This window comes from Nocardia sp. IBHARD005 (assembly GCF_052814245.1).
Genome location: NZ_CP199935.1, coordinates 3,317,969 through 3,336,192, shown reverse-complemented (window position 1 = coordinate 3,336,192; position 18,224 = coordinate 3,317,969). Strand labels below are relative to the sequence as shown.

Sequence of the window (18,224 nt, the reverse complement as noted above, 5' to 3'; positions counted from 1 at the left end):
CCTCGCCAGTGTCGATCGGGGTGCTGGTGCTGCGCCGCACCCGTCCGGATCTGCCGCGTGGATTCCGCGTCCCGTTCGTGCCGGTGGTTCCCATCCTCGGCGCCTTGGCCTGCCTGTGGCTGATGGTCAACCTCTCGATCGAGACCTGGCTGCGCTTCGTGATCTGGATGATCCTCGGTGTCATCGTCTACTTCGCGTACAGTCGCCGACACTCGATCCTCGGCCGCGGACAACCAGAACCCGCGGAACCGGAGTTGACACCGGTCCGCTAGCCCGAAACCCGCTGGGCCGCCACCTGCTCGACCAGCGAGCAGGTGGGGGCCCGGTCGGCGTCCGACCCCCGCGAGCAGTCACTTTTCACAGCCTGTGGCACTCAGTGCCAGGTCAGGTGAAATAATCCCCGGGACAACCAGGGCAATGCGATGTTGGGAGTACGGCAGTGGAGTTGATCGGTGTAATCGGTGGCGGCACGATGGGCGCGGGCATCGCGGAGGTGTGCGCCAAGGCGGGCAGCTCGGTGCTCGTGCTGGAGACCAAGCCGGAGTTCGCGGAGGCGGCGCAGAACCGGATCGCCACCTCGATCGCCCGTGGCGTCGCCAAAGGCAAGCTCACCCAGGACGAGGCCGACGCCGTGCTCGTGCGGGTGCGCGTCACCCTGGACATGAACGAGTTCGCCGATCGCGACCTGGTGATCGAGGCCGCGCCGGAGATCGAGTCGCTGAAGTACGAGATCTTCGGCAAGCTGGACAAGATCGTCAAGCCCGAGGGCATCCTCGCCACCAACACCTCCTCGATCCCCGTGATCAAGGTGGCCGGGGCGACCGAGCGGCCCGAGCGGGTCGTCGGCGTGCACTTCTTCAACCCGGTCCCGGTGATGCCGCTGGTCGAGATCATCTCGACCCTGGTGACCGCGCCGGAAGCGGCCGTGGCCGTCACCGGCTACGTGAAGGACACCCTCGGCAAGATGGCCGTGCAGGCCGGTGACCGCTCCGGGTTCATCGTCAACGCGCTGCTCATCCCCTACCTCTGTTCCGCGGTGCGGATGCTCGAGTCGGGTTACGCCACCGCCTCCGACATCGACGCGGCGATGAAGGGCGGCTGCGGCTACCCGATGGGCCCGCTGACGCTGCTCGACACCGTCGGCCTCGATATCGCCCTCGCCGCGTCGGAGTCGCTGTACGCCGAGTTCGCCGAGCCGCACCTCGCCCCGCCCGCGCTGCTGCGCCGGATGGTGGACGCCGGCCGGCTCGGCCGCAAGACCGGGCGTGGGTTCTACGACTACGCGAAGTGACGCGACTGCGCTGAGCGCACACTTTTCACCCGTCTGGTCGATTATTCGACCGTTCGGGCGAAAAGTGTGCGCCCAGTGCGGCTCTCAGCCCCGCGTCGAAGACTCCGCCTCCGGCGACGGAAAGAACCCGATCTCGATGTAGTGGTCGAAGTAGCGGGCGATGACCGTGGCGTCGACCGCCGGGAACTCGATCGGCAAGCCGCGGAACGGTTCGGTGGGCGCCGATTCCACGACGGTCAGCACCGCCGCCGGATTCGCCTGGGCGATGGCGGCCGCGTAGTTGCCGCTCAGCGCCGAAGCCCGAGCCAGGATGGGGTCGGCGTCGGGACGTTCGGCGGCGGTGGACAGCTGGAGGCCGAATTCCATCGGGTCGATGAAGTCGAAACGGTAACCGCGACCGCGGATCTCCTCGTAGACGACCTGCAGCGGCACCTGCGCACCGGCGGCCCGGAAGATGTTGCCGATGGCCGCGGTCTCGCGTGATCGGCTGACGATCCCCGCCGCGACATGGTCCACAGGCGCCATTTCGATACCGATCGCCCGCACATCCACGGCCACACCGAGAACCAGCATGGCACGCAACATCGTCCACCAGGCGTCTTCGGCGGGAGCGACGCCGGTGCGGGAGTCGCCGGTGATCAAGCCGGGGCGGTAGACGGCGACGGGAACGCCACGCTCGATCGCGGTGTGCACGAGCTGCTCGGCGACCCACTTGGTCATCGCGTAACCGGGCAGACCGGCGGGCACACCGTTGTCCTGCGGGATCCCGGCCAGCACCGACAGCGTCGACACATAGTGGATCGGCTTGACCCGTGTGGTGGTCGCCAGCCGCAGCACCTCGGTGGTGCCACACACATTGGCCGCCCGCATCCGCGCATACGGCTCGAGGTGGTTCACCAGTGCGCCGTTGTGATAGATCGCGTCGGCCCGTGCGGCGAGTTCGGCGAAGCGCAGCGGGTCCATGCCGAGGTTGGGCTGCGCGAGATCGCCGGGGACACCGACGATTCGGTCGAGGTAGGGCCGCAGGTCGATGCGATACTTCGCGGCCGTCGCCACCACGCGATCCACGGCGCCCGGATCATCGGTGGCGCGGACCAGGCAATGGATGGTCGCGGTGGTCTGCTCGAGCAGTTCGCGCAGCAGGAAGCTGCCGAGGAAGCCGGTGGCACCGGTGAGCAGCAGCGTGGCCGGTTCGCCGGTGCGCTGGGGCGCGCAGCCGGTGAGGTCGATCGACGGATCGAGGACGGCGTCGAGCGCCGGATCGGGGCCTGCGGCCGAGGCCGACGACTCGTCGCGCAGGGCCAATGCCAGGTCGCTGACCAGCGGATAGCTGAACAGCAGGCGCAGCGGCACCTCGATGCCGAGTTGCTCGGCGATGGTGGCGCGCACCCGGATCGCCGCAAGCGAGGTGCCACCGAGGACGAAGAAGTCGTCGTCGCGGCCGACCCGTGCGAGGTCGAGCACCTCGGCGATGGCAGTGGCGACGATCTGCTCATCGGCGGTGGCCGGTGCCTGGTATTCGCGGATCTCCACGGCGGGCGCGGGCAGCGCTTTGCGGTCGAGCTTGCCGGTGGCACCGAGCGGGAATTCGTCGAGCACCAGCAGGCGGTGCGGAATCATGTACGGGGGCAACAGGGTTCGGATCGTTGCCAGCACCTCGGCGGTGTCCACGGACGTATCGAGGGGTGTCACGTAGCCGACAAGCTGTTCGTGGTGCACCGCGACCGCCGCACCAGCGACCCCCGGATGCGTGCGCAGCGCCGCCTCGATCTCACCGGGTTCGATGCGCAGGCCGTGCAGTTTGAGCTGAACGTCGGTGCGGCCCAGGTAGGTCAGGTCACCGGAGGCGAGCCTGCGCACCAGATCGCCTGTGCGGTACATGCGTTCGCCGACCGGACCGTACGGGTCGGCGACGAATCGTTCCATCGTCTTGTCGGGGCTGCCGAGGTAGCCGCGGGCCAGTTGCGCACCGGCCAGGTACAGCTCGCCGGGCGTGCCGACCGGTACCGGCCGCAGCCGCGCGTCGAGGACGTAGGCGCGAGAGTTCCAGTGCGGCAAGCCGATCGGGACGGTACCGGCACCCACGTCGGTCACATCGGCGCCGGTGATCGACACGGTGGCCTCGGTAGGGCCGTACAGGTTGTGCAGACGGCCCGCGGTGAGGGTGGTGAAGCGTTCGATGGTGGCGTTCGGCAGTGCTTCACCGCCGACCCACACCGCCCGCAGCGAACGCAGGGCACCGGTCGGTGCGGAGTCCAGGAGCATCTGGAGTACCGAGGGCACGATGGTGGTGCCGGTAACGCGGTGGCGGGCAATGAGTTCGGCGAGGTAGGCCGGATCGGTGAGTCGCTGCGAGGCGGCCACGATCATGTGCGCGCCTGCCCGCAACGGGGTGGCGAAACCGATCATCGAGGCGTCGAAGGTGAACGGAATCGACTGCAGGACAGTGTCGGACTCCCCCACGCGGTATTCGCCGACCATGAACGCGGCCTGGTTGACGATCGCCGAATGTGGCACGCCGACACCCTTCGGCTTGCCCGTCGAGCCGGACGTGAAGATCACATACGCCAGGTCGAGGGTGTGCAGCGGACGCAGCCGGTCGGCGTCGGTGAGCCAGGCGTCCGAGAAGGCCGACAGCGCGACCAGGTCCACCGAGACGACCGGCAGCCCGTCGGCTTCGATCGCATCGCCGGTGGTGGTCAGCAGGCACACCGGCTGTGCGGCGGCGAGGATGTCGGCGCGACGTTCGGCGGGCGAATCGGGATCGAGTGGCACGTAGGCACCACCGGCCGCGAAGACCGCGTACATGGCGACGACGAGCTCGATCGAGGGCCGAATCGCCACGCCCACTGTGCTTCCGGGGCCGACACCATCGGCGACGAGCAGCCTGGCCAGTCGGTTGACGCGGCGGGCCAGCTCGCCGTAACTCAGCGTGACCTCGCCGAAGGTGACCGCGGGCGCGTCCGGACGATGCTGCGCGCGGGCCTGGAATTCGTCGAGCAACGTCGAGTCCGCGACCAGGCGGAGCTCGCCCGACGGCTCGGTCAGCTCGTCCGCGGTGAGCAACGGCAGGTCACCGACGGGCCGGTGCGGTGCGGCGACGGCCGCGGTCAACAGCCCGGCCAGGCGCGCGCCGAGCGTCGCCATGGTCGCGGCGTCGAACAGGTCGGTGGCGTAGCGCCAGGAGCAGCGCAGGCCGGCGGGCCCGGCACTGTCCTCGAGCGGAACGACGGTGAGCTGCAGGTCGACGGGCGCGGCTTCTTCGCCCAGATCGACCGCCGACAGCGTCAACTCGGGCAGTTCGAGGCGCGTGGCGCCGAAGTTCTGGAACGACAGCGCCACCTGGTACAGCGGGTGGTGGGCCTGGGTGCGCGGCGGATCCAGTTCGGCGACAAGCCGTTCGAACGGCACATCGGCATGGGCGAAGGCGGCCAGATCGATATCGCGGACCCGATCCAGCAGGGCCGCGAAGGATTCGGCGGCGTCGATGCGGGTACGCAGGACGACGGTGTTGACGAACATGCCGACGAGATCGTCGAGCTCGGGTTCACCACGGCCGGCGACAGGAGCGCCGACGGTGACATCCTCGGTGCCCGCGACCCGCGCCAGCAACACCGACAGCGCGGCCCGCACCACCATGAACAGCGAGGCATTGTGTTCGCGCGCAAGGGCTTCCAGTGCGGTGTGCACCCGCGCGGAGACAGCGAAATCCTGTGCGGCACCGCGGGTGCCCGCGACCGGTGGACGCGGACGGTCGGTGGGGAGCTCGAGCAGGGCGGGGGCACCGGCGAGCGCGGTGCGCCAGAACGCGAGCTGCCCGGCCAGCAGCGAGCTGGGATCGTCTGCCGCGCCGAGCATTTCCTGCTGCCAGAGCGTGTAGTCCGCGTACTGCACGGGCAGCGGTGCCCAACCCGGCGCCGCACCGGCGGCACGAGCGGCATAGGCGGTCATCAGATCGCGAGTCAGCGGGCCGAGCGAGAAGCCGTCGGTGGCGATGTGGTGCACGACCACCGCCAGCACGTGGTCGGTCGCGGAAAGCTGGAACACGGCCGCGCGCACGGGAACCCGCCGGCACACATCGAACCCGCCGAGCGTCAGCCGGGCCAGTTCGCGCGGCAGCTCGGATTCGGCGATCGGGTCGACCACCACGTCGAGACCCGCCTTGGCCACGGGCAGGACCTGTTGGAAGCCCGCACCGCCGTGCTCGGGGTACACCGTGCGCAGCACCTCGTGCCGTTCGAGCACGTCATCGAGGGCGGCGGTGAGCGCGGCGGTGTCGAGCGGGCCGGACAGCCGCAGCGCGACCGGGATGTTGTAGGCGCTGGATTCGGGATCAAGTCGCGCCATGAACCACATGCGCTGCTGGGCGAGCGAAAGCGGTACGTGCACACCACGTTCGCGCCGGGTCAGCGGCACACGCACCGACGCGGCACCGACCAGCGCATCGAGGGCGATCGCCAGCTCGGCCACCGTGCCGTGCTCGAACACGGTCCGGGCTGGTACCCGCACACCCACCGCGGCACCGAGGCGACCGGCCAGCTGGGTGGCCAGCAGCGAGTTGCCGCCGAGGGCGAAGAAGTCGTCGCCGCGCCCGATCGGGTCCGCGCCGAGCAGTTCGGCGAAGACCGCCGCCACCGTGCGTTCGGTGTCACCGCGCGGCTGTTCGAACTCGCGCGCGAGGAGTTCCGGCGCGGGCAGCGCCCGGTGATCGAGCTTGCCGACCGGCGTCAACGGCACTTCGTCGAGCGCGACGATCGCGGCGGGCACCGCGTGCTGGGGCAGGTGGCGCTCGGCCGATCGGGTCAGCGCCGTGGCGTCGATGGTGGCGCCCGCGGCCGCGACGACATAGGAGACGAGCGCGCTCTCGCCGCTGGGCAGCGTCCGGATGAGCGTGGCGGAGAAACGTACCGTGTCGTCGGCGGCGAACAGTGCGTCGATCTCGCCGAGTTCGATGCGGAAGCCACGCAGTTTCACCTGCGCGTCGGTGCGGCCGAGGAATTTCAGGCCGAACCCGCCGGGCACCGGCACCCATTGCACCAGGTCACCGGTGCGGTAGAGCCTCCCGCGGCCGAGCGGGTCGGCGACGAACCGGCTCGCGGTGAGCCCGGCCCGGTCGTGATAGCCGCGGGCAAGACCATCGCCGGCGAGGTAGAGCTCACCGGGCACGCGGTCCGGAACCGGACGCAGCCGGGCATCGAGGACCAGCGCCGTCATCCCGGGGATCGTGTCGCCCATGGTGATCACGTCGTCGGCGGTCAGTCGATCGCTCATCGCGCAGACGATGGTGGTCTCGGTCGGGCCGTATACGTTGAAGAACGCGCGGCCCGGCGCCCACTGGGCGATCAGCTCGGGCGGATAGGCCTCGCCACCGACGGCGAGTGCGGCCAGTTCCGGCAGCGCCGCCGCGTCGAGTCCGGCCAGCGCCGCGGGCGTGATGAAGGCATGGGTCACGCGTTCGGCGCGCAGCAGTTCGGTCAGTTCGTCGCCGCCGTAGACATCGGGCGGTGCGATGACCATGGTCGCGCTCGCCCCGATCGCGAGCAGCATCTCCAGCATGCTGGCGTCGAAGCTGGGCGAGGCGAAGTGCAGCGTGCGCGAGTCGGCGGTGATGCCGAAGCGGCGGACCTGCTCGGCGCACAGTCCGGCCAGGCCGGTGTGGGTGACCGCGACGCCCTTGGGGACGCCGGTCGAGCCTGAGGTGTAGATGATGTAGGCGAGATCGTCCGGGGAGAGCCTGCGAACGCGTTCGCCCGCGGTGACGGGTTCGTCCGACATCGCGGCCGACTCGACGCCGAACTCGTCGGAGTCGATGCGCAGCCACTGGATTCCAGCGTCGAGCCGGGCCGCGTCCGCCGCCGTGGTCAGCCCGAACGCGGCACCGGAATCGGCGAGCATGTGGGCGACACGTTCGGCCGGGTAGCGCGGATCGACGGGCACGAAGGTGACACCGGCCTTGGCCGCCGCCCAGACCGCGACCACGGACTCGATCGAGCGGGTGAGCGCGAGGACGAAGCGGTCACCGGGACCGAGTCCGCGCGCGATCAGCACCCTGGCCAGGCGCGAGGACCACTGGTCGAGTTCGGTGTAGGTGAGGGTCTGCCCGTCGAATCGCAGCGCGGGCGCCTCTGGGGCACGCTCGACGGCGGCCAGCAGGAGCCGAGGCAGCGTGGACGACACGGGCGCACGACGAAGTCGGCGTGCGGCGCGGCGGCGGACGCCAGAAGCTTGCTCTGTCACCGGAAAGGCTTCCCTTCACCATGGATCACCCATGCGATCGCACATCTCGAACGTCGCCTGGACTCTCGGCTACACGGGGGTATCGGAAAAATCCTGCGTGACGGTACCGCAAATATCTCATCAATTTCGGCGCAGTGGCAATTTCGTAGTTTCACCGTCCACACCACTGGGTATAGCCGACTGGCCGGTTTGTTACCCAGCTCATACGCAGGTCATACGCAGGGCGAACAAGATTCGAGCGGACGCGAGATTTTCAGATTCACCCGACACGTCACCTCGGCGCCGAACTGCGCATCCGTGACGTTTCGCCCGCCGCATACGACAAAACCGGAGGCCGCGAACGCGGCCTCCGGTCGTCGACGATTGCTCCCGAGGGCGGTTACCAGGCAGTAGCCCTTGCCGGACGGCGAACCTGCTCCTGCTCCCCCATCGAGGGGTCCTGCACGCGGGTATTGCCCGCTTCGATCCACTGGGTGTCGGCTACTCCGTGACGGGAACGGTCGGTGCCGCGCACCGCCGTCTCGCAGCGCCGGGCCAGGTCCCGGCGATCCGGTCCGGGATGTTCGAGCGGCTCGAGCACGATCTCGGCGATCATGCCCCTACTGCGCAGCACCCGCTTCGCGGAATCGGCGAAGGAATCGGTGCCGACGAAACCCGGCACGGTGCACGGCATTCCGTCACTGCCCAGGTAGCGCAGCCGCACCGGCTGGACCGGGGTGGCGGTATCGACGGCGGCCTGGAACATGGCGGGCCGCATCGAACCGTAGGCCCGGCCACACCACGTGGTGCCCTCGGGAAAGACCACGATCCGGTTACCGGCGGACAGCCGATCCGCCACCTGCCCGACCACGCCGGGCAGTTCGCGCAATCGCGCCCGCTCGATCGGGACGACGCGCGTGAGCTCGGCCAGTTTGCCGAGCAGCGGCCATTCGACCATGTCGGCACGGGCGACGAAGCTGACCGGCTGCACCGCGGCCAGCGCCACCACATCCGCCCAGCCGATGTGCCCGGCCACGATCATCACCGCGGTGCCCGTATCGGCGAAGCCCTCCGCCGAGGCGCCCTGCTCGGGCGAGCGGTTGTCGATGATGCGCAACCGCATCCCGAGGCAACCCAGCGCCGCCCTGGCGTAGCGGCGCTGCACCTGCTCACGCCGTGACTTCGGGGTGGCCATGGTCAGCACCGGGAAGCTGAGCACCAGTCCGGCGATGCCGGCCAGGCGAGCGAACATCCTGGCGGTGCCGACCTCGTCGATCGGCTCGATGCAGCCGGACCCACAGGGGCTCGACGGCATCCACGAATGAGAGTGCGTTGCGAGCGGCGCGTCGAACACCATGGGTTTACTTCCCGTCGAAATTGGCGGCCGCGCTCTGCAGCCGCTCCAGGTACCGGGTGTTGATGGTTTCCATGCCGAGCAGCGCGACGAAGTCGGCGACGGCGAAATCGGGGTCGTGGGCCGGTTCACCACAGATCTCGGCGCCCAGGCGCAGGTAGCCGCGCAGCAGCGGCGGCATCTTGGGCCGGCTCGGCGGGGTCATCTGATCGAGGGAGAGCCCGTCGACGACGACCGGGTTGTACGGGTGCACGCGACGTTCGGGGTCGCAGGCGTGGCGGCCGAGGAGCTGGTCGCGCACGCCGCGCACGTTCACCCCGGCCGGATCGGTCGGCGAATCCTGCATCGGCACCGACACGCAGCCCATCACCCAGTCGTAGCCGGTGAGCTGGATGTAGTGCAGGATGCCCGCCCACATGAGGGTGAGCACCGAGCCGTTGCGGTGATCGGGCACCACGCAGGCGCGACCCATCTCGACGATCCGGTTGCCGGTGGGATCGAGCTGGGTCAGATCGAACTCGGTGGCGGTGTAGTAGCCGCCCGCCGCGTCGACCTTGTCCGGCGGCAGCATGCGGTAGCAGCCGACGAACTGTTCGGAGAACTCGTCGCGAACCAGCAGGTGGTCGCAGTGCTCGTCGAACTTGTCGGCATCGAGGCCGGTGGCGTTCTCGGGCATCTGAAAGCCAGGTTCGGACGCGAACACCTGGTAGCGCAGTCGCTGCGCGGCTTCCCGGTGCTCGGCATCAGACGCGACGACCAAGGAGTACCGAGATTTCCCCACCCCGGAGTCCGGCGCCGGGGCGGTCAACACGGACGAAATTGTCATACTGCTGATGAAGCCAGTTCGAGCTGGCATCGGGGCGACGCTTCAGTGTCGTGTCGATGCCCGTTCGGTGAACGAGATGGGAGTCATACCGGGTGTTCACCGAGCCGCTGCCCATCGTTCGCCCACCTGCGGGTTTCTAGCCGAACACGACCGATTTCGGCGCTGAACCCAGTTCGCGGTCGTGTATTTCGAGCGTTGCGGAACGACAACGGCCCGCCGATTCCCCGGCGGGCCGTCTCAGGGGCGGATCAGGCGTGCACCCGCTCCTTGGTCACCGCTGCGACGGTGTCGTCGGCGCGATCGGCGTCCGCCGACTCGACCTTCGTCGGCGCAGCCTCCACACGCTCGGCCTCGTCGAAGCCGGGACGCGCCGTCCCGATGAACGCGACCAGCCATCCCGCCACCGCGGCGAAGCGGTTGCGGAAGCCGACCAGGTACATCAGGTGCACGGCCAGCCACATCGCCCAGGCGATGGTGCCCTTGAACGTCACGCGCTCGTTGAGCTTCACCACCGCGCTGAAGCGGCTGATGACGGCCATGCTGCCCTTGTCCCAGTAGACGAACGGCGTGCCGGCGTCCTTCTTGCGGCGGATGATGTCGGCGGCGTGGCGACCCTCCTGCATGGCGACCGGCGACTGGCCGGGGTAGCCGTTGAGCGAGGTCATGTCGCCGATGGCGTAGATGTCGGCGTGGCCGCCGACGGTCAGGTCGGTGTTGATCAGGATGCGGCCCGCGCGGTCGGTCTCGGCGCCGGTGGCCTCGGCGAGCAGGGTCGCGAAGCCGCCGACCTGCACGCCCGCCGACCACACCACCGTCTCGGCGGCGATCCGGCGCTCCATGCCCTCTTTGTCCTTGACCGTCACCTTGCCTTCGTCGATGTCGGTGACGAAGGTGCCGAGCAGCACCTCGACGCCGCTGTCGGTGAGCGAACGCTTCGCGTATTCCGAGAGCCCGCCGCCGAAGGGCGGCAGCACCTCGCCCGCGCCCTCGACCAGGGTCACCGAAACCTGCTGGTGGAAGTGCCTTCTCGCGAGTTCGGAAATCTGGCCCGCCACCTCGACACCGGTCGCGCCCGCGCCGACCACCACGAAGCTGAGCAGGCGGTGCCTGGTCACCTCGTCGGCGCCCTCGGCCAGGGCGAACACGTGGGCGATCTGGTCGCGCAGACGCTGGGCGTCGTCGATGGTCTTGAGCGAATAGGTCTTCTCGGCGAAGTCGTCGCGACCGAAGTAGCTCTGGCTGGCGCCGGTGGCGGCGATCAGCGAGGCGTAGGCGATCTGGCGGGGACCGTCGGCGGTCTCGTAGGTGAGGACCGCGTTGTCGGCGTCGATGCCGGTGACCTTGCCGAGGCGGACGTCGATCTCGGGGTGGCGGCGCAGTACGTTCTTGATCGGTGGCGCGATCTCCTCGGGCGCGAGCACGCCGGTCGCCACCTGGTAGAGCAGCGGCTGGAACAGGTGTTCGGGCGTGCTCGAGATCAGCACGACACCGACTCGTGACTTGGCCAGTTGCTTGGCTGCGGCCAGGCCACCGAAGCCCGAGCCGACGATGACGACATCTGTGTGTTCCATGATCGCTCGCTCCAAGATCGCGTTCTAGATCGGTAATGAATCCTTTCCTATGAGTAAACGCGATGCGGAACGAAGTTGTTTCCACTGCCTGGGCGCATAATAGAGATGACTCTTATCTGCATAACTAATCAATGGGAGGTACCTGGTGGAACTTCGACAGTTGGCCTACTTCGTGGCCGTCTGCGAGGAGCTCAGTTTCAGCCGCGCGGCCAACCGCTGCTTCATCTCCCAATCCGCGATCAGCCATCAGATCGCGAGACTCGAACGTGACCTCGGCGCGCAACTGTTCGAGCGCACCACCCGCGCCGTCGTCCCCACCGACGCGACACTGCGGCTGCTGCCACTGGCCAAGCAGATGCTGAGTCTGGAATCGGCGATCCGCGCCGCCGTGCGCACCACCGGACCGCGCATTCGCTTGGCCGCCAATATGTCCTTCGCCGCGCCGTCGCTGTCGGCGATCGCCACCGCCCGGGCTGCGCACCCCGACGCCGAGATCGAGTACGTGATCAAACCGTTCCGGCAGCGGATCACGGCGGTGGCCGACGGTGACTGCGATCTGGCGCTGATCCGCGGCAGTGTCGACCAGCCCGGTCTCGCCGTGGAACAGCTGTGGGTCGAGGACCTGGTGATCGCCATCTCGAGCAGTCATCCGCTGGCCGAACGCGGCGCGGTCACCCTCGCCGACCTGAGCCCCTATCCCCTGCTGCTCCCACCCGAACAGGAACAGGTGTTATTGCACACACTGATCCGCTCGGCCTTCGCCGACCTCCCGACCGGCCCCACCTTCGGGCCGCCGATCCCGCCCGACCACACGGCCACGATGGAACTGCTCAACCGCCCCGAATCCTGGACGATCCTCTACGAGGGACCAACCAAAGGCCTACTCACCCTCGACCTCACCGACCATCGCCTGCGGATCCCGGTGTCGGCGGTCCTACGCGAGGACGCCCGCGAAAACCCCATCGTCCAGACCCTCCTGGACGCCCTCCACCAACACTGACCGGGTCAGCTCCCGAAGCCGCAGCGGCGACCAGGCGGATCACCGACCTTCCACACGAGTTCACCAGCGATTCGCGCGCAAAGCCTTGCGATAGCGGATCCAGCGCCCCGTCGACGGCGCCGCCGCGCAACCGATCAGACCAGCCGCGATCAAGAACCCCACCGACGCACCGAGGGTGCCGAGGTAGACCTCCTCGGCAGTGGCGACGATGACGCAGCCGAGCGCATACAGCAGGACGGGAGCTGTCACGATCATCGCCATCACTCTGCCCGCCGTCCTGCCCTGCAGTAGCAACACCCCGGCGGCGGTTCCGAAAATGCCGGCGAAGCCGAAGAGCGCGATGGCGATCGCGTTGCCGTCCGTGTTGAGCCCGTTACTGCTTGCCTGACTTGTCAAGAAGGTCGCGAAGACGGTGAGGCACAACAGAACCACACCGATCAGGAGTGCTCCGATTCCGGCGGTCATGGCTGTCCCGCGCGACGGCACGCGTCCGGTCGGCGCGGCCTGCTGCCACGGCTGGGCAAAGGCGGCGGGCGCGAGTCGCGGATCGGCCACCATGGCACCGGGTCCCGGCTGCTGCCATGCCCCATTGTCGAACTGTTCGGGCCATTGCCCCTGGCCGTGACCGCTGAAGCCGTGCCGCTGTTGCACAGGATCGGCCCACCGTCGCTGCCCGTGTTCGCCGGAGCCGTGCCCATGGCGCGCAGGGTCGGTCCACGGCTGGCGCACGGTCGGCGCGGCGATATGCCTACCCTCCAGCGCATTCCGGATCGCATCGGTGAATTCCGTTGCGCTGCTGAATCTCTCGCCAGGCCGCTTGGCCATCGCGCGGGCGATGACGCTGTCGACGGCGGGCGGCAGATCGGTTCTGACCGTGGTGAGTCGGGGCACCGGCTGCGACAGGTGGCCCGCGACCACCTGGCCGGGGTTGGTGGCGGTGTAGGGCGGGTGGCCGGCGTATATCGCGAACAGGGTGCAGGCCAGTGAGTACTGGTCGCTGCGGTGGTCGACGATCTCGCCGGAGAGTTGTTCGGGTGAGGCGTAGGCGAGGGTGGCGGTGAAGGTGCCGGTTGCCGTGAGTTGTGTGTTGGCGGTGGTGACCCGGGCGATCCCGAAATCGGTGAGTACCGCGCGGGTTTCGCGGCCGTGTTCGGCATCGGCGATCAGGATGTTGCCAGGCTTGACGTCACGATGCAGCACGGCGTGCCGGTTCGCGTAGTCGAGTGCCGCCGCCGTCTCACCGATCAGGCGCGCGGTGACCCCGGGCTCGTGCGCGCGCGAATCCCAAGTGGCGGCATCGGTTCCGCGAATGAACTGCATCGCGATCCACAGATACCCGTCGTCGCTGCCGCGGTCGTACACCCCGACGATGCTCGGATGATCCAGCTGCGCAACAACATCGGCTTCCCGCTCGAACCGCCGGTGCAATTCCTGATCGGCCGAGAACTCGCGATTCAACAGTTTCAGCGCGACGCTGCGCGGCAGCCGCGGATGCTTGGCGAGGTAGACCGTCCCCATTCCGCCTTGTCCCAGTATACCTTCCACCTGGTACCCAGCGAAATCAGCCCCCGCCTGCAGCACAACCACTCCTTACTGTCCCCACTCGCAGTCTCGCACGCTACCCGTGCGCACAGCTTTCGGCCAGCGCATACGCCACGGCGGTATGCAACGTGAGCATGTCGTGGTCCTCGTCGTCGATCGCCCACGCGATCTCTTCCACGGCTCGGACCAAGGCCCAGCCACGGGCACGATCCGGGTCGACAGCCAGTGCCGCCGCAGTGGCGGTAACGACGGTGTTCGCGTGTTCTCGTGTCGGATCGGATTGGATCTGGATCATGAGCAGGAACCCCGCGTCGAAGGCAGCCTCACCGAGGCAGGGTTTGGGGTCGATCAGCAGCCACGGTTCACGTTCGGCGGCAACGATATTGCCGAGATGGGTGTCGCGGTTGACGATCAACAGGGGGCCTTCGGGTTCGGAGAGCTCACTGCACCAGTAGTCGACGTCATCACGCAGCTGGCCCGAAAGCAGCTCGGCCAGTATAGAATTCGGCGCGTCGAGCCGACCGCGAAGGCCGGTGACGATCTCGGTAGCGAAGGGAAACGACGGAAAGCCCGCTGGGACCTCGTCGACGGGCCGCCGCAGTCGGCGATACAGCCCGCACGCGAACGCGACCTTCTCCGCGTTCTCCGGTCGCCCCTCGAGACTCGGAAACCCCGGCTGGTTCAGCAATTCCGTGCCAGGACGCGCCCATTCGAGCAACAGCGCACCACTGTCCGGGTCGAAGTCGAGCAGCCGGACAGCCCCGTCCCCCGCGTAGACATGCAGTGCGGTGGCCTCGGCAAGGTTCTCCTCGTCCACCATCGGCACCTTCAACACCGCCCACGACCGATCCGCACGCTGCGCGGCCGCCACATAGGCATGAGTGCCGCCCCGAAACGGCGAGGACAATCCCGACAGCCCCCAACGCGCCGCCAAGCCCGCCACCACACCGGGCAATTCATCGATCCACCGCGCCCCGGCCTGCCCGAACACCTCCCGGACCGTCTCCTCGACCTCCGCGGGCAACACCACACGTCCCAACGACATCAGCCCAGCCTGCCCACACCCACTGTGCAGGTCAAACTCCTAGACAAACCCCTTCTCGACGAGTTCGAACCCGTCCGGACGCACCCGATGCCGCTCGCCCGAGCCGCCGACCACCCGACACCAGCTTTCGACGATCAGTTCATCGGCGTCGGGAGCGAAGGTGATCGAGAAGCCGCCGTACATCCCGGGGATCGGACACCACATGACCGCCGCTGGGTATTCGAGCAGAGGCCCCACCTGCGGCGTGCGGATGCGATGCTCCCGACACAGGTCGAGGACACGACCGTAGATCACCGCCTGCAGTTGACATTCGAGCTGGGCGACAGTGGTTTTGGAGGTCTCGCGCTGCAATTCGGGTACCAACAAGGCAGAGAGATGATCGTTGCCGCGAGCTGCCGCGATATCTGCAGGCGTCTGATCATCGGCAGTCCGGAGTGTGCGCCAGGCGCCAAAAGCTAACAGCCGCTTCACAACCGACTCAGGCGCGCCCAACCACGCCGCCTGATGGAGCGGAGCGAACAGCGACGAACCCCCTACCCTGACCGCGTTGACACGGTTATCACCCGCGACCAAGCCGATGACCGACTCCCAATCACCAACCTTCGCCGCATCGGCCAGCCTGTCGCGGAGCTCTAGCCCGTTCTCGTTGTGGGACTTACGGTTGTTCGGCCCGAGCCAGCTCAACTGCACAGCGTCAGTCTAGCGAGCAGGACGCTGCATGCGGTACCGCTCCGTACACGATGCCGACAGCGCTGCAAACAATCAGAAGGTCAGCGCTGTCCAGGAGATGGCGAGCGGGAAGGGGTACGGGAAGGATATGCCCGCGCCCGCGCTGGGGGTCCATTGGCCTGCCAGTAGATAGTTCGCGTTGCGGAGCGGCCGCACACCGGGTGGGAGTTCGGCGTGACCGACCTCGAGGATGTATATGCGAAGGGCTCCGATTCCGGTCAGATCCGGCGTCAGATCGACTTCCCAGTACGACGGGATTCCGGCACCCGCGTAACGGGCCTTCTTCGCCTCCATTTCGGAGGGAGTGTTCGACGGTGACAGCACCTCGCCGACCAGCACCGTGTCGGTGCCGCGAATATCGGCACCGGGCGGTAGGCAGCGGTGCACGAGAAAGTCCGGGGTGACGAAGTCAGATTTTCCGGCACTGCCGAAGAAGACATTGGTTTCGAAGTTCGCTCGCCAGCAATGCTCTGGATGCGCGGACATCGCATCTCGGGCGCAACGCTCGATTTCGTTGGTCAATCGGCGCATCGCCGTCTGATGCTCTCCTGGGCCCCGGCGCATCCAGACAACTCGCCCTGCCCACAACTCGATCTGTTCGGCGATCTCCTCGGGCAGCCGCTCCAACTCTTCCCACGTCATGAATTCGGGCAGGTCAGGACGCTCGACACCGGGCAGGGGCATAGCGCCGAGCATAGTCGGCGAAACGGCAACGGCCCGCGAAACCGGGCTGCGCTGACGCAGGAACAGGTTTCGCGGGCCGAGGTCAACTCAACCGGGTGGTGCTCAGCCCTTGTGGGACTTCACGGCCTCGGTGAGCTGCGGGGAGACGTTGAACAGGTCGCCCACGATGCCGTAGTCGGCGATCTCGAAGATGGGTGCTTCTTCGTCCTTGTTGACAGCGACGATCGTCTTCGAGGTCTGCATGCCGGCGCGGTGCTGGATGGCGCCGGAGATGCCGAGGGCGATGTAGAGCTGGGGGGAGACGGTCTTGCCGGTCTGACCCACCTGGAACTGGCCCGGGTAGTAGCCCGAGTCGACGGCGGCACGCGAGGCGCCGACAGCGGCACCCAGCGAGTCGGCCAGCGCCTCGACGACCGCGAAGTTGTCGGCGGAACCGACACCGCGACCACCGGAGACGACAATGCTCGCCTCGGTGAGTTCGGGGCGGTCGCCACCGACGATCGGGTCACGCGAGACGACCTTCACGACGCCGTCTTCCTGCGCCGGAACCTCGACGACGACCTGCTCGCCGGCACCGGCCTGCGGAGCGGCCTCGATGGCACCCGGACGGATCGAGATCACCGGCACGTCGCCGGTGGCCTTGGCCTCGACGGTGAACGCGCCACCGAAGATGGAGTGCGTGGCCGAACCGTCGGCGTTGACGCCGATGACGTCGACGAGCAGACCGGAGCCGATGCGCGCGGCAAGGCGGCCCGACACCTCCTTGCCCTCGGCGGTGGCGGCGACCAGCACGGCGGCGGGCGCGGCGGAATCGACCAGGCCGGCCAGGACGTCGACCTTCGGGGTGACCAGGAAGCCCTCGATGTCGTCGGATTCGGCGACATAGATCTTCTCGGCGCCACCGGCGGCCAGCGCGGCGGCCAGCTTGTCGGCGGTACCGGCCGGACCGGTGACGACGGCCGAGGGCTCGCCCAGCGTGCGGGCGGCGGTGAGCAGTTCGGTGCTGACCTTCTTCACGGCACCGTCGGCGTGCTCGATGAGCACAAGTACTTCAGCCATTAGTTCTTTCTCCTTAGAAGTCTCGGACGGCGCCGGATCAGATGATCTTCTGACCGATGAGGTAGGACGCGATCTGGTTGCCGCCCTCGCCCTCGTCCGCGATCTTCTCGCCCGCGGTGCGAGCCGGCTTCGGGGTGGCACCGGTGACCTGGGTGCCCGCGTTGGCGACACCGACGGTCTCCGGGTCGACGCCCAGATCAGCCAGGGTGAAGACCAGAACTTCCTTCTTCTTCGCGGCCATGATGCCCTTGAAGGAGGGGAAGCGAGGCTCGTTGATCTTCTCGGTGACCGAGACGATCGCAGGCAGGGACGCCTCGAGCTTGAAGACGCCCTCGTCGGTCTCCCGCTCGCCGGTGATCTTGTCGCCGTCGACGGTGAGCTTGCGCAGGTGCGTCAGCTGCGGGATGCCGATGTACTCCGCGATGATCGCGGGCACGGCACCGGCGCGGCCGTCGGTGGCCTCGTTACCGGCGATGACCAGCTCGACACCCTCGACCTGGCCGAGCGCGGCGGCCAGCACGTAGGCGGTCTGCACGGCGTCGGAGCCGTGGATCGCCGGGTCGTTGATGTGGATGGCCTTGTCGGCGCCCATGGACAGCGCCTTGCGGATGGCCTCGTTGGCGCGGTCGGGACCGGCGGCCAGCACGGTGACCTCGCCGCCCTGGGCCTCCTTGATCAGCAGCGCTTCCTCGACGGCGCGCTCGTTGATCTCGTCGAGGACCGCGTCGGCAGCCTCGCGATCGAGGGTGTAGTCACCGTCGGTCAGCTTGCGCTCGGACCAGGTGTCGGGGACCTGCTTGATGAGTACGACGATGTTCGGCATCGGTCTTCGTCGACCTCCTTCTGGGGACACGTATGTGGTGGGGCCGCACGAGCTCAGCCGTACGTCCGTGTGAGATCTCTAGCT

Annotated in this window: 12 protein-coding genes and 1 pseudogene; 3 read left to right on the top strand and 10 right to left on the bottom strand. The window is 68.0% G+C overall.

All coding sequences use genetic code 11. The features are described 5' to 3' along the window. Positions 1-8: 8 nt before the first annotated feature. Together ACTWPB_RS15500 and ACTWPB_RS15495 are read left to right on the top strand one after the other, a co-directional pair. Positions 9-272, top strand: a pseudogene (locus tag ACTWPB_RS15500) (amino acid permease C-terminal domain-containing protein); the annotation flags it as partial. Positions 273-439: 167 nt separating this feature from the next. After that, positions 440-1,291: a 3-hydroxybutyryl-CoA dehydrogenase gene (locus ACTWPB_RS15495; RefSeq protein WP_446221375.1), complete on the top strand. Its 852-nt coding sequence runs from the start codon at positions 440-442 to the stop codon at positions 1,289-1,291. 84 nt (positions 1,292-1,375) lie between these two features. Here the strand turns inward: ACTWPB_RS15495 and ACTWPB_RS15490 are convergent, their stop codons facing one another. From ACTWPB_RS15490 to ACTWPB_RS15475, 4 genes are all read right to left on the bottom strand, one after another. Then, positions 1,376-7,468, bottom strand: coding sequence for an amino acid adenylation domain-containing protein (locus ACTWPB_RS15490; RefSeq protein WP_446221374.1), 6,093 nt, complete (start codon positions 7,466-7,468; stop codon positions 1,376-1,378). Positions 7,469-7,907: 439 nt separating this feature from the next. Continuing rightward, positions 7,908-8,822 (bottom strand): lysophospholipid acyltransferase family protein, encoded by a 915-nt coding sequence (locus tag ACTWPB_RS15485; RefSeq protein WP_446221373.1) that lies wholly within the window; start codon positions 8,820-8,822, stop codon positions 7,908-7,910. A gap of 46 nt (positions 8,823-8,868) precedes the next feature. Beyond that, positions 8,869-9,687, bottom strand: a complete 819-nt coding sequence (locus tag ACTWPB_RS15480) for a GNAT family N-acetyltransferase (RefSeq protein WP_446221372.1) — start codon at positions 9,685-9,687, stop codon at positions 8,869-8,871. 248 nt (positions 9,688-9,935) lie between these two features. Then, positions 9,936-11,258, bottom strand: coding sequence for an NAD(P)/FAD-dependent oxidoreductase (locus ACTWPB_RS15475; RefSeq protein WP_446221371.1), 1,323 nt, complete (start codon positions 11,256-11,258; stop codon positions 9,936-9,938). A gap of 145 nt (positions 11,259-11,403) precedes the next feature. Here ACTWPB_RS15475 and ACTWPB_RS15470 point away from each other — a divergent pair, with 145 nt between their 5' ends. Beyond that, positions 11,404-12,258, top strand: a complete 855-nt coding sequence (locus ACTWPB_RS15470) for a LysR family transcriptional regulator (RefSeq protein WP_446221370.1) — start codon at positions 11,404-11,406, stop codon at positions 12,256-12,258. A gap of 60 nt (positions 12,259-12,318) precedes the next feature. Here the strand turns inward: ACTWPB_RS15470 and ACTWPB_RS15465 are convergent, their stop codons facing one another. The 6 genes from ACTWPB_RS15465 to ACTWPB_RS15440 all read right to left on the bottom strand — a co-directional run bounded on the left by ACTWPB_RS15465 (position 12,319) and on the right by ACTWPB_RS15440 (position 18,140). Continuing rightward, the gene (locus ACTWPB_RS15465; protein WP_446221369.1) at positions 12,319-13,803 is read right to left on the bottom strand and encodes a protein kinase domain-containing protein; all 1,485 of its coding nucleotides are present in this window, start codon (positions 13,801-13,803) and stop codon (positions 12,319-12,321) included. Between the two features lie 73 nt (positions 13,804-13,876). Continuing rightward, a complete protein-coding gene (locus ACTWPB_RS15460; RefSeq protein ID WP_446221368.1) occupies positions 13,877-14,845 on the bottom strand; it encodes an aminoglycoside phosphotransferase family protein in 969 nt (322 codons plus the stop codon). A 39-nt stretch (positions 14,846-14,884) separates the two neighbouring features. Continuing rightward, entirely contained in the window at positions 14,885-15,535 is a 651-nt protein-coding gene (locus ACTWPB_RS15455; RefSeq protein WP_446221367.1) for an ankyrin repeat domain-containing protein, read from the bottom strand. A gap of 72 nt (positions 15,536-15,607) precedes the next feature. Further along, positions 15,608-16,258, bottom strand: coding sequence for a Uma2 family endonuclease (locus tag ACTWPB_RS15450; protein WP_446221366.1), 651 nt, complete (start codon positions 16,256-16,258; stop codon positions 15,608-15,610). A gap of 102 nt (positions 16,259-16,360) precedes the next feature. Next, positions 16,361-17,317, bottom strand: a complete 957-nt coding sequence (locus ACTWPB_RS15445; RefSeq protein ID WP_446221365.1) for an electron transfer flavoprotein subunit alpha/FixB family protein — start codon at positions 17,315-17,317, stop codon at positions 16,361-16,363. 37 nt (positions 17,318-17,354) lie between these two features. Continuing rightward, complete coding sequence (locus ACTWPB_RS15440; protein WP_067449214.1) at positions 17,355-18,140, bottom strand: electron transfer flavoprotein subunit beta/FixA family protein; 786 nt, start codon at positions 18,138-18,140, stop codon at positions 17,355-17,357. Positions 18,141-18,224: the final 84 nt, after the last annotated feature.

Bases quoted from the DNA above. Each gene is read 5' to 3' on its own strand.
- ACTWPB_RS15480 (WP_446221372.1), bottom strand. From the start codon at position 9,687: ATGACAATTTCGTCCGTGTTGACCGCCCCGGCGCCGGACTCCGGGGTG.
- ACTWPB_RS15475 (WP_446221371.1), bottom strand. From the start codon at position 11,258: ATGGAACACACAGATGTCGTCATCGTCGGCTCGGGCTTCGGTGGCCTG.
- ACTWPB_RS15460 (WP_446221368.1), bottom strand. From the start codon at position 14,845: ATGTCGTTGGGACGTGTGGTGTTGCCCGCGGAGGTCGAGGAGACGGTC.
- ACTWPB_RS15450 (WP_446221366.1), bottom strand. From the start codon at position 16,258: ATGCCCCTGCCCGGTGTCGAGCGTCCTGACCTGCCCGAATTCATGACG.
- ACTWPB_RS15445 (WP_446221365.1), bottom strand. From the start codon at position 17,317: ATGGCTGAAGTACTTGTGCTCATCGAGCACGCCGACGGTGCCGTGAAG.
- ACTWPB_RS15485 (WP_446221373.1), bottom strand. From the start codon at position 8,822: ATGCCGTCGAGCCCCTGTGGGTCCGGCTGCATCGAGCCGATCGACGAG.
- ACTWPB_RS15440 (WP_067449214.1), bottom strand. From the start codon at position 18,140: ATGCCGAACATCGTCGTACTCATCAAGCAGGTCCCCGACACCTGGTCC.